At 55.0% G+C, this 11368-nt stretch carries 11 protein-coding genes; 3 read left to right on the forward strand and 8 right to left on the reverse strand.

Annotated features, from left to right (window positions below; translation table 11 throughout):
• Nucleotides 1-264, forward strand: a 264-nt coding sequence (locus RI563_RS10450; RefSeq protein ID WP_310694324.1) for a hypothetical protein, incomplete at its 5' end; no start/stop codon positions are given.
• Nucleotides 265-454: 190 nt separating this feature from the next.
• Here RI563_RS10450 and RI563_RS10455 read toward each other — a convergent pair.
• The 5 genes from RI563_RS10455 to dauA all read right to left on the reverse strand — a co-directional run bounded on the left by RI563_RS10455 (nucleotide 455) and on the right by dauA (nucleotide 6998).
• Nucleotides 455-1351, reverse strand: a complete 897-nt coding sequence (locus tag RI563_RS10455; protein ID WP_310694325.1) for a cation diffusion facilitator family transporter — start codon at nucleotides 1349-1351, stop codon at nucleotides 455-457.
• A gap of 82 nt (nucleotides 1352-1433) precedes the next feature.
• Nucleotides 1434-3458 (reverse strand): CocE/NonD family hydrolase, encoded by a 2025-nt coding sequence (locus tag RI563_RS10460; protein ID WP_310694326.1) that lies wholly within the window; start codon nucleotides 3456-3458, stop codon nucleotides 1434-1436.
• Between the two features lie 9 nt (nucleotides 3459-3467).
• Nucleotides 3468-4757: a D-alanine--D-alanine ligase gene (locus RI563_RS10465; protein ID WP_310694327.1), complete on the reverse strand. Its 1290-nt coding sequence runs from the start codon at nucleotides 4755-4757 to the stop codon at nucleotides 3468-3470.
• A gap of 77 nt (nucleotides 4758-4834) precedes the next feature.
• The gene (locus tag RI563_RS10470) at nucleotides 4835-5251 is read right to left on the reverse strand and encodes a ferritin-like domain-containing protein (RefSeq protein WP_310694328.1); all 417 of its coding nucleotides are present in this window, start codon (nucleotides 5249-5251) and stop codon (nucleotides 4835-4837) included.
• A 25-nt stretch (nucleotides 5252-5276) separates the two neighbouring features.
• Complete coding sequence (gene dauA / locus RI563_RS10475) at nucleotides 5277-6998, reverse strand: C4-dicarboxylic acid transporter DauA (protein ID WP_310694329.1); 1722 nt, start codon at nucleotides 6996-6998, stop codon at nucleotides 5277-5279.
• A 146-nt stretch (nucleotides 6999-7144) separates the two neighbouring features.
• Between dauA and RI563_RS10480 the strand changes: the two genes are divergently transcribed.
• Nucleotides 7145-8104: an MBL fold metallo-hydrolase gene (locus tag RI563_RS10480; RefSeq protein WP_310694330.1), complete on the forward strand. Its 960-nt coding sequence runs from the start codon at nucleotides 7145-7147 to the stop codon at nucleotides 8102-8104.
• Here the strand turns inward: RI563_RS10480 and RI563_RS10485 are convergent.
• Complete coding sequence (locus RI563_RS10485; RefSeq protein ID WP_310694331.1) at nucleotides 8101-8505, reverse strand: hypothetical protein; 405 nt, start codon at nucleotides 8503-8505, stop codon at nucleotides 8101-8103. The genes RI563_RS10480 and RI563_RS10485 overlap by 4 nt on opposite strands.
• A gap of 205 nt (nucleotides 8506-8710) precedes the next feature.
• Here RI563_RS10485 and RI563_RS10490 point away from each other — a divergent pair, with 205 nt between their 5' ends.
• On the forward strand, nucleotides 8711-9202 hold the full coding sequence (locus RI563_RS10490; protein WP_310694332.1) for a hypothetical protein: 492 nt from the start codon (nucleotides 8711-8713) through the stop codon (nucleotides 9200-9202).
• 395 nt (nucleotides 9203-9597) lie between these two features.
• Here the strand turns inward: RI563_RS10490 and RI563_RS10495 are convergent, their stop codons facing one another.
• Nucleotides 9598-10005, reverse strand: a complete 408-nt coding sequence (locus RI563_RS10495; protein ID WP_310694333.1) for a GtrA family protein — start codon at nucleotides 10003-10005, stop codon at nucleotides 9598-9600.
• 22 nt (nucleotides 10006-10027) lie between these two features.
• Nucleotides 10028-11317 carry an NAD(P)/FAD-dependent oxidoreductase gene (locus RI563_RS10500; RefSeq protein WP_310694334.1) on the reverse strand — a complete coding sequence of 430 codons (1290 nt, stop codon included), beginning with the start codon at nucleotides 11315-11317 and terminating at the stop codon, nucleotides 10028-10030.
• Nucleotides 11318-11368: the final 51 nt, after the last annotated feature.

An 11368-nucleotide genomic window follows, 5' to 3' on the forward strand; every position in this document is an offset into this window, starting at 1 on the left:
CTGCCAACTGCCAACTATTTTTATTTTGTGGGAGGCGATTTCATCGGCGACCAGCCTGCCAGGTTCGACAAGTCGCGGCTGCAAGCCCCTCCCACAACAGTATGTTCCTGTCACTGCATTCTATTAGATAAATGCCCGATAGCGCTTCGCTATATCGGGCCTACCGACTGCCAACTGGTCTCTAATAACGTGCTGATACAGAAGGTTTTAAAAGCTTTACCACGAAGGCTCGAAGGCAGGAAGAAAATAATTTATATACTTTGAGACCTCGCGTCTTCGTGGTGAAAATCAAACCCGAATAGATGTTTCTCGCCAAGACGCCAAGCCGCAGAGAAATAATTTATTTGTCCTTGGCGTCTTGGGCGTCTCTGCGAGAGCATTATGGTTTAATTCTTCTTAAATACTTCGAGGCTTCATGTCTTCGTGGTGAAAAAGGTTGATATAAGCCTGTTAGCTACAAACTGCCCGGGCTGGCCTGTTTGCAGTAATCGTTGCCGGTCTCGCACTGCAGGGTGACGTGATCGATGCCGAAGCGACGGTGCAGTTCATCGCTGGCCTGTTGCACCAGCGAATCGTCCCCCGGAAATTGTGGGACGACCAGGTGCGCGGTGAGGGCGGTTTCGGTGGTGCTCATGGGCCAGATATGCAGATCATGGACTTCATCGACACCGGGTAGCTGCTTTAAATAAGCTTCAACTTCATGGGGATCGATGCCTTTGGGGACGGCATCGATGGCCAGGCCGGTGGAATCACGCAGCAGATCCAGCGTGCTGTAGAGAATGACGAGCGCGATAAGCAGACCGAGCAGCGGGTCAATCCACAGCCAGTCGGTAAACATGATGAGAACCCCGGCGATCACCACGCCCAGTGAGACACCCGCATCGGCGGCCATGTGCAAAAAGGCGGCCTTGATATTGAGATCGTCTTTCTGACCCCTGATGAACAAGAGCGCGGTGATGGTATTGATCACCACGCCGATAGCAGCGACCACAATCACGGTCATGCCGTCGACCGGTTGTGGCGCGGTCAGACGACCCAGTGCCTCCCAGGCAATCGCCCCCACCGCCACGAGTAACAGCATGCCACTCAATAGTGAGGCGAGAATCGTCAGTCGCCGAAAGCCATAAGTGCGATAGGGCGTGGGCTCCTTGCCGGCCAGATAGATCGCGCCCCAGGCCAGCAACAGGGTCAGTACATCGGAGAGATTGTGCCCGGCGTCGGTAATCAATGCCAGAGAGTTACCGAGAAAGCCATAAACAAACTCAATCACGACAAAGATCAGGTTAAGACTGATGCCAATGGTGAACGCGCGGTTATAACTATGCGGGGTATGATGATGTGCATGGGCCATGGCAACAACTATCTATTGTCAACAGGGCAGCTGTCAATCACTCTGGTATCAATGCATTTTCTGGTTTCGTCTTGGGCACAGCTTAAACAAAATCCCGGGGTATGACCGTGTCCCAGTTGGCTGAATAAACCCGTTTATCGCCTTCGTAGGCGTCGAGTTCGGCGCGCAAATAGAAATCACTTGCGGTCGAGGTCAATACAGTGCGGGTGATGGTTTTGACAAACCAGTCGCCGCGCTTGTAACTGCGTTCCCACAGGGTTTCGCCGCGAACCGAGTTGAAGTCGTCGCCCTGATAGGTATACCACTCCAGTGCTTTGCGGCCCATCTCCAGATCGATGTCCCTGATATAGACGATGCCACTGTCATTGATGACCTTAAGGGTCGAAAGATCGAGATCCAGATCCCGAATTACGCGCCAGTTATGGTGTTCCGGCTCGATCATTTCGGTGTCCAGTGGCGGTGCCGCTTCCGGCTCGTCAAATGGGCGCAGGTTGTTATCGCTATCCCTGGGCGTGCGTACGGGCAAAAAGGCACGACTGATTCCCGCGATGACCTTGACCTGGGTGGATTCCGGTGCTGGCCAGGCAAGCGGCCAGTAAGAGGTGGACACTGCGATGCGCAGGCGATGGCCGGCGGGGAAATGCTGGGCGATATTGTTGAGCTGAACTCGGACCCGGTATTGCTTGCCCGGCTGCAGTGATTGGGGGTGTTCTGAATCGTCACGATGGGTCAGGTTCAGCAATCCGTAGGTGACACGGGCCGCTTTATTATCCGGCGCAATGTCGGAAAGTCGAACTGCCAGCATGGCAACAGGTTTGTCCGGAATCACTTCCAGTTCGACAACGGGGGCGCCAAGGATCTCGAGGGGTTCTGCCAGTGGCTCGCTGTCAAAGACCAGGGCGCCGCCATCTTCCTGGCGCTGATCGTGGGGTAGATCCGGCGCGGCCGCATAGGAGCACCATTTGCCGGCAAACAGACCAAGGCCCAGCGGTGATTGCAGGTTGCGGGTCTCTTCTCCGCTTGTTTCATCAGCTGGAAGTAACTGGCGCGCCGGGGCGAGAATGAATTCCCGCTGTTCGATTTCTGCCGTCGGCCAGTCGTTCTCGGCAACCCAGCGACCGGGCCGCATCTGATAGCGTGTTGTAGGCGGGACACTGTCCTGCATCCAGACTCGCAGCATCGGATCTTTGTCGACACCGTTGTCGAGCCCTTTTAACCATTTGTCCCACCAGCGAACCGCCTCCTGCAAAAAACCGATCGCCGGGCCAGGCTGGCCGATATGCGGGTATTTGTGGCTCCATGGGCCGATGAGTCCACTGCGTGGCCCGCTGAGGTTTTCCAGCAGGCGGAACACCGCATTGGAATAGCCGTCGGCCCAGCCGCTGACAGCCATCACCGGACATTGCACATCGGCGTAATCCTCGCATATCGAGCCATGCTTCCAGTAATCATCCCGACGCTGGTGCTGCAGCCACTGCTCCAGCCAGAGCCCGCTGCCGCGCAGGCGTTCGAACCACATATCCCGCCAGTTGTCGCCAACCACCTCCGGATCGGGCGGACAAGAGTTATAGGCAAACATGGTCGAGGCCCAGGAGAGGTTATCTCCCAGCAGACATCCACCCATGTGATGCACATCATCGGCGTAACGATCATCGGTGGAGCTGGCGGTAATGACGGCCTTGAGTTGCGGGGGCCGCATGGCGGCGATCTGGAGGCCGTTGAAGCCCCCCCATGAGATACCCATCATTCCGACATTGCCGTTGCACCACGGCTGATCCTCCAGCCATTGCAGGATCGCCACCCCGTCGTCCAGCTCCTGTTGCAGATACTCATCGCGCAGCACGCCTTCCGAGTCGCCGCTGCCGCGCAGGTCCACCCGGATGCCGGCATAACCGTGGCCGGCGAAATAGGGATAGATCTGTTCATCCCGGGCCCGGACCGAATCGCGCTTGCGATAGGGAATGTATTCGAGAACCGCCGGTACCGGTTCCTGTTCGGCATCGTCCGGGAGCCAGAGGCGGGCTGCCAGGTGGATGCCGTCCGGCATGGGAATCCAGACGTTCTCGATGGTTTTGACCTTGTGTGGGAATTCATTAACGATGCGCATGCACTAACCTCATTCGGTATCCCGGATGTCAAAAGAAAGCCCATCCAGGGCGGCCTGATAGTTTGCCAGTAACTGCTTCTGGTTATTCGCCCCCATGAAAAGGGTGGCGATTTCATAACTATAGCTGTCCTGGTCGCTCAGATCACGCAACCACATGCCGGGTTCAATATGGAGCTGTATTTCGGTATCGGGAAACCACTGCTTTACCTGATCGATTTGTGAGCGAGTCGGAACGGTTTTGACATAACCATCACGGAAATGACGCACCATGAATTTCGCGGCAACCTTGTGGTTGCCTTCACGATAAGGGAAGCCGGGATTATTTCCCAGCGCCACATCGACCATCACGGCATGATGGTATTCACCGTCGACCATTTTGAAGAGTGGGCAGTGCGATTTGGAAATACGGGTGTTAATTTCGAGTAAATAAAGCTTGTTATCTTTTTTTGACCAGTAAAATTCAGCATTAAATGGTGAGTCGTTATAGCCAAAATACAAAATAACCTTCCGGATCGCCTGAATCATGCGCTGTTTGACACGACCGGGAAGATTTGACGGATATTGATAGCGGGAAAATGAGCTGTGCTGCTTTCCGGAACGAATTGAGTCCACTACACCGTAGACCGTTACCTCGCCTTTGTGAACATAGCCCTCGAGAGTACATTGCCCGCCTTTGGAGATGATCCCCTCTGCAATACAGTAATTGCCATCAAAAGGGCTGATGTGCGAGGGGACCGCAGCCTGATCCAGAATGTCGTTAAATGGTCCGGCGAATCGGTGTATCTTGTCACGAATAATGGCAAGACTTTCTGTCAGTGTCTTGCGGTTATTGATCTTGAATCCAAGATGGGAGGAGGCAGCCTTGATCGGTTTTAGCCAGAAAGGGTAGGCAATTTCGATTTTATCCTCTGCATCCGGGTCGAAGGGATTCACCAGCTGAAATTCCGGCACCAATTCGGGAGCGACCTCAATTTGCAGGCAGCGGCTCCAGTACTTGTGTTCGCACTTGAGCACTGCCTCCAGGCTCGGACCGGGCAGGTTATAGCGTCGGCGGATTATTGGCAGTATGGTGCTGACCGGAAAGTCCCAGTAACCGACGATGGCATCGATTGAGCCTTCGAAACTGTCCAGCTTTGTATAAGCCTGTTGTAGCAAATGCTCGATCGGTTCGCGAACAGGACGTTTAACCGCCTGATAGGACAGGAGGGAATGAAACTGATACTCATTCGCATGTCTTAGAGACTGCAACTGGGCAAGATTGAAATCGTCGAGTCCTACCACAAAGATGTTCGAGGACATCCTGCCACCCCGGCATTATTATTAGTTAATTATTGTGGTGGTTCTCGGCACACGAAGGCAAGGGGTTATTTATAACACTATTTTGGTTGGCGGTTTTCTCTTTCCACACAACGTTGAAAAGCAGGCAGGTGGTTCTCCTGGGAGGCGCGTTGCAGGTTACGAAGCACGCTCTGGATATCCGGGTAGTCGCTGCTGGCAGCGAGGAGACGATCATACATGGTGGCATTGCCGATTTCGGCAGCGACCCCTTCCTGACAGGCGGCCAGCAGGGTCGCCGGTGTCTCGACACGATCCGGCCAGTTATCCTCGGGGACGCGCAGTCCATACTCTGTGAACAGCACCAGCAGGGCATTGATATGGCGTTGTTCCGCCTCGACGATATTGCTGAAAGGGCGTACGTCACCAAACTCTTCCAGAACCCGGCGATAGGTAGCGCGAGCTTTGTACTCGTCCTCAATCGCTTCGGTCAGGATTTCGGTCAGGGTTTCAGACATGGTCAAAACCTGGTGAGTGTTTGATTCAGTTTAGCGGTTTTGTGTGCCTTGACAATATGCGTTGGCGTATCGCCTCCAGTCCACTGTGGTATTCGAGGTTATCAGGCTGCTCCTGAATCCCGGCGCGTTTAAGCTTGTTTTGCATACGCGGATGAAGGTTGGCAACCAGCACGGTTATATTTTTCTGCTGCAGGCTGGCGATCAGGGTCTCCAGGGCGACAACGCCGGTCATATCGATCATCTGGACATCGCTCATATCCAGCACGACGATATCAATGTTGCTGTTGACGTGATGCAGCGTGCTGATGGCTTTTTCCGCGGCACCGAAAAACAGTGCGCCGTTGATATCGTAGACGGCCACGTTATCCGGGATATCCCGCAGATGCTCATGCTCTTCGGGATTGATCAGTTCGGCACCGGTCAGGCTGGAGATACGGCGAATAAACAGAATTGCGGCCAGCACGAGTCCGGCTGCTACGGCAATTACCATGTCGAACAGAACGGTCAGGCTGAAGCAGGCCAGCAGAACCACGATGTCGCTGCGGGGCGCGACACGTAGTATATGAACAAAGTGGCGGGCTTCGCTCATGTTCCAGGCCACCACCAGCAGCAGTGCCGCCAGTGCGGCCATCGGCACGTAGCCGAGCAGGCCGGCCAGGCTGATGACAATTGACAGGATCACCAGCGAGTGGATGATGGCGGCGATCGGGCTGCGACCCCCGGCCCGAATGTTGGTGGCGGTGCGGGCAATGGCCGCGGTGGCCGGGATGCCGCCGAAAAAGGGCGCAACAATATTGCCCAGTCCCTGACCGATCAGTTCGGTATCGGGCTTGTGGCGAGTGCCGGTCAGGCCGTCGGCGACGACGGCACACAGCAGTGATTCGATGGCGCCGAGCATGGCCACGGTAAACGCGGAAGGCAGCAGATCGCGCACCAGTTGCCACGACAGGCCGATGGGCTGGCCGCCGGCATCGGGCAGGTTCCAGGGCAATAGCGGCAGCGGCGGTGCCTGCGGGATACCCTGTTGCTGCACGCCATCAAGCCAATACGTGAACTGGGAATTAATGGTGGCGACACTGAATGAAGGCCAGACAAATCCCAGCAGCCAGGCGGCGATGGCGCCGATCAGCAGGGCCACCAGATGACCGGGAACCCGGCTTTTCAGGCGCGACCAGAACAGCAGCACGGACAGCGTGAGCAGACCAATCAGCAGATCCGGCCAGTGGGCGGTGGGCAGGGCCTGCAGCAGAACCCCCATTTTCTCCAGGAAGTGCTGTGGCATTTCACCGGTCGCCAGGCCGAGAAAATCCTTGATTTGCAAACTGGCGATGACCACCGCGATACCGGCGGTAAAACCGATGGTCACCGGATAGGGGATGAACTGGATCAGCCGGCCCATTCTGGCTACGCCCATAATAATCAGAATGATGCCGGCCATGACGGTTGTCACCAGCAGCCCGCCCAGCCCGTAGGTGTGGGTAATGGGCAACAGGATGACCACGAAGGCGGCGGTCGGACCGGAAATGCTGAAACGCGAACCGCCGCTTACGGCAATAACTAGGCCGGCGATAATCGCGGTGTAGAGCCCGTACTGGGGTGGCACGCCGCTGGCGATGGCCAGCGCCATGGCCAGCGGGACAGCGACGATCCCGACCGTGAGGCCCGCCAGCAGGTCGCGGCGCAGATCCGTCAGGCGATAATCACGCAGCGCGCTGATGAGCGCATTTTGGTTCAGGTAAGCGAACATTGAGCCTGACGGGGTCGATACATACGCAAATTATAAAGAATAGTGCATGAATTGTCCTCACTCTGTGAACTATCTGTCGTCACCGGAGCAATTTACGTCGACCACGGCAGGTATTATCATGTCACGTAATTACGAGGAGTGAAGCCATGCTCAGTCATATGTATCGTTTGTTAAAAGGCCAGTCAGCTTTTCTGGCTCTGCTGTTTTTGCTGTTGTCATTGACCGGCGTCCAGGCCGGAGAGGGAATTCCGACACCGGAGGTCAAAAAAATCAATGACAGGGTCTATACCCTGCTGGGCCCGATCGGTTTTCCGTCGAAAGAGAATCAGGGCTATATGGTCAACAGCGCGGTATTGATTGGTGATGAGGGCGTGGTTCTGATCGATACCGGGTTCAGTAATGAAATCGGTCAGCACCTGAAAGACACTATTGCCGGAATTACCGACAAACCGGTGACCCATATTATCAATACCCACCATCATGGCGATCATATGCTGGGCAATAGTGCCTTTCCGGATGCGGAAATTATCAGTTCGAAGCAATGTCGGGAACTGGTTAAGAAAGAGGGATATAACTGGATCGGGATACTGAAAAATATGACCGGAAAAGCGCACGCCGATACCCGGCCGATACCCGCACAAACGGTCTATCCGCAGGAATCCCGCACCAACGTGACCCTGCAGGGAATCCCCATGGAGTTCTGGGTTCCCGCCGGCTCGCATACTCCGGGCGATATGATGGTTTATCTGCCAGGGGACAAGCTGCTGGTCAGCGGCGACATTCTGGTCAAGAAAATGATTCCCAGTTTTGTTGACGCCCACGTTGGTAGCTGGATTGATACCCTGGCGAAGATTCAAAAGCGAGACATCGAAACTGTGATACCCGGCCATGGGCCATTGATGACAATGGCCGATGTTAAAGCCATGCATCAACGGATGGCGGATCTCTATGCCGGGATCGAGGCAGGATACAACCAGGGTATGATGGACAGCGAAATCCGCAAGACACTGGACTTGTCGCAATGGAAGAAGATGAAGGAGTTCGAGGGTCAGATGGGCATCAACATCAACCGGGCTTACCTGGAGATCGAGCGCGAGAGCTTTTAATTCTGGCTGGTTTGTGTCTCAAGCGTGGCTGACAACAAACGCTCAATCCACTGGCGAGCCTCTTGAAGGCTGCGAAAAGAGTCGCTCTGTAACCCGTCACCGATCCAGGTCTGGGAAAACACCTGGTAGGAGATATCCACGCCATTGAGCTGGCGGGGCGAGCCGACCAGGGCGACCAGCATGTTCGGGTTTCTCGCGGCTTCGGCCTTGTCATCCAGTGCGATAGTGTGCAGTTCCTCCGGCGACACTTCCATGCGTCTGGCGTCGGTAAAATCCCAGATTTGATAGCGCAATTGCTTGTCCTGATCGCGGCTGTAAATCTCACGATTGAGATCGATGATTTCCCGGCCGCTGACCAGGCCATTCATCTTGAGTAAAACCCCCTGATGATTATTTTCCATCTGGATTGTGCCAGGCATCGCTGCACCTACCGAAACGGTTGTCATACGGGATAATATATAAGTAGATTAGTCAACAATTTTGAGCGCGACAAGTGCCGCTCGCCTTGATACGTATCAAGGGGCAAACAGGGGGGAAGTCGCTAGGCTATAGTAGGTCAGGTTCGGGCTTCTGTTCGCCCGGCACTATCTGAATGAAGGAGGGGGTATGTTGTTCACGCTAAAACGCACTGTATTCGTGGCATTGCTGGTGATGGCGGCACTCGGTGGTCCGGTCCTGGCCCAGGGCGGTGGCGGGCCGCTGGCGAATGAACCTGAACTGCGCGGGTTATTGCAACAGGAAATGCAGGCCCTGCAAGAGGCGCTGGCCACGATTAGCACGGCCCTCCCGCAGGGGCAGTGGCACACCGTGGCCGAGACCGCCGGCCAGATACACGACAGTTTTATTCTTCAGCAGCAGCTGAGTGCCGATGCGCGCAAGACCCTGCATCAGACCCTTCCGGAAGGCTTTATCCGACAGGACCAGGCGTTTCATCAACAGGCGAAAAAGCTGCAACACGCCGCCGAGTCGCGGGATGCCGAACTGAGCCTGTTTTATTATTCAAAAATGGTGGAAAGCTGCGTCAGCTGTCATAGTCGATTTGCAACCCATCGATTCCCATCCTTAACGGCTGGATCGTCCACTCTTAATAGTCATTGAAAAAATCACTGTAGTGCGACGGGTTGCAAAGGGGCTAGTTGCTAGTCGCCAGGGGCTAGAGGTGTATGCCCGGTTGCGCGCAGCGCTACCTGACATTCTGAGGCATCGGTGGAGATGTCACGCAGGCTAACGCCAGCGTGACCTACCGAGTCAGGCAGCGTATAAAGTGTGGATGAAATAGGCACCGATAGAATGCAGTGACAGGAGCATTCTGTTGTGGGAGGGGCTTGCAGCCGCGACTTGTCGAACCTGGCAGGCTGGTCGCCGATGAAATCGCCTCCCACAAAAAAATAGTTTGCAGTCGGTAGGGCCGATATAGCGAAGCGCTATGGGCTCATATCTAAAGTGTAGGTCCGGTTGCGCGCAGCGCTACCTGACATTTTCCTGAAGATCGATCAGGGGGATTTGCGGAAGGAATAGTATTTGTGCCCCAGGTAGCTGGTGACAGCGGGGATGGCCAGGCCGATCAGGTGGGCGACTTCGGGGGCATAGACGGTGTAGCCCACGGCGGGGAACAGGTATTCGGCCAGGCCGACACTGATGAGCCAGACCTGGACCACCGCCAGCAGGTTAACCAGGGTGAAATCGCGCAATTCGTGCCAGTGATGGCGACCGCTTTTTTCGAACACGTAGATCTTCGACAGGATAAATGCCGTCAGCATGCCCACCAGATAGGCAAGAACAACCGCCAGTCGATAGCCTACCCACTCGTTAATAATAATACGCGAGATAAAGTTCACCAGCGCGGCAAAACCACCGACGACCAGAAACTGCATGAACTCGGTCCGCAGGGTCTTGCTCATGGCCGGTTTCTCATCTTTGATTTCATGATTGGGCCATTTGTGCCAGCTGCTTGCCAAGTTTGACGCTCTCGGCGATAGAGCGATCTTCCGGATAATAATAAGAGGTGTCGGCGATCAACAGGTTGTCGATGGCTCCGCGGATCGGCGGTAACAATCTGGAAAATCCGGGCTGGCAAATCGGTTGCGCATAGGCATAGCGTGAAGCACTGACCGAGAGTATGTCCTCATCGCCCAGTTCGGGGTTGAGCTTTTTCAGGTACCCGGTGGCCTCGTTGATAATCTTCTCATCACTCCAGCTGAATTTCGGGTGTGATTGCGGCATGTAATAAGGAACATAGACGACCTTATCGGACAGGGGACGCAGATTGCTCATTTCAATAATGCCGGGGATATCGAAATCCGGATCGCTGATATTGAGCCAGAAGTTATCGGTAACCGGTTTTTTAAGTTTATAGATCAGACAGACCACGCCGATGTTCTGCACCTGCCGGTAACGTTCCAGTTGATCCCCGGGGAGATCGGGGATCAGACGTGGAATATATTGCAGGGGGATGGTGCTGATGACCTTGTCATAGGCTTCAAGACCACTGTTGAGTTCAATGCCGGTAACCCGGTTGTGTTCAATGCGGACATTCTGGACCGGCGTCGACAGGTGGATATTGCCGCCCTGTTGTTTGATGCGGGCGGCCAGCTCATTAAGCAGCGTTTCCGAGCCACCCTGAATGTAGCCCAGCGACTCCTGAAAAATACTGCGCCGGGACTGGCCGACCCGACGAATTCGCGCCCAGATCCAGGCGGCCGAGAGGTTATCGGTAAAGTCGTGGAACTTGAGCCGGAACAGCCGATCCCAGAGTACTTCGTAGGCTTTTTTGCCGCTGCCTTTCTTCAGCCAGCTGACGGCATCAACATCGTCCAGATCCCGCCAGTTGTCCTTGTCGCGTTTGGAGGCGAAGAACATATGCGCGCCATAGCGCAGACGAGATATGAAATTCAGGTGAGGAAAGGTCAACAGCGAGATTGGATCGCCCCAGCGGTGCAGATGACCGTGATAGTAATAGCCCATCTTCGTATCGACCCAGTGCAGCTGGTCGGCCATGTCCAGTTCGTCGAGCAGCTCAAACAGCGGCTCGTCGGGCCGGCAGACAAAATGGTAATATCGCTCGATGCTGAGTCCATCAAAATCAAAATGGGCCGACATACCACCAAGACGATCATCAAATTCATAGAGATCGACCTGGTGATCCTGTCTGGTCAGCTCGTAGGCCGTGGCCAGTCCCATGGGGCCGGCGCCGATAACGGCGATTTTACTCATAACACTATCCTGTTAATAAAGTTGGCAGTGTGCAGTTGAAAATCATAAGTC

Source organism: Thiohalophilus sp., from assembly GCF_031581315.1.
In the GTDB taxonomy this organism is placed as follows: Bacteria; Pseudomonadota; Gammaproteobacteria; order UBA6429; family Thiohalophilaceae; genus Thiohalophilus.

Coding starts and splice junctions, on each gene's coding strand:
- RI563_RS10455 (WP_310694325.1), bottom strand. CDS start 1,351: ATGGCCCATGCACATCATCATACCCCGCATAGTTATAACCGCGCGTTC.
- RI563_RS10460 (WP_310694326.1), bottom strand. CDS start 3,458: ATGCGCATCGTTAATGAATTCCCACACAAGGTCAAAACCATCGAGAAC.
- RI563_RS10465 (WP_310694327.1), bottom strand. CDS start 4,757: ATGTCCTCGAACATCTTTGTGGTAGGACTCGACGATTTCAATCTTGCC.
- RI563_RS10470 (WP_310694328.1), bottom strand. CDS start 5,251: ATGTCTGAAACCCTGACCGAAATCCTGACCGAAGCGATTGAGGACGAG.
- dauA (WP_310694329.1), bottom strand. CDS start 6,998: ATGTTCGCTTACCTGAACCAAAATGCGCTCATCAGCGCGCTGCGTGAT.
- RI563_RS10480 (WP_310694330.1), top strand. CDS start 7,145: ATGCTCAGTCATATGTATCGTTTGTTAAAAGGCCAGTCAGCTTTTCTG.
- RI563_RS10485 (WP_310694331.1), bottom strand. CDS start 8,505: ATGGAAAATAATCATCAGGGGGTTTTACTCAAGATGAATGGCCTGGTC.
- RI563_RS10490 (WP_310694332.1), top strand. CDS start 8,711: ATGTTGTTCACGCTAAAACGCACTGTATTCGTGGCATTGCTGGTGATG.
- RI563_RS10495 (WP_310694333.1), bottom strand. CDS start 10,005: ATGAGCAAGACCCTGCGGACCGAGTTCATGCAGTTTCTGGTCGTCGGT.
- RI563_RS10500 (WP_310694334.1), bottom strand. CDS start 11,317: ATGAGTAAAATCGCCGTTATCGGCGCCGGCCCCATGGGACTGGCCACG.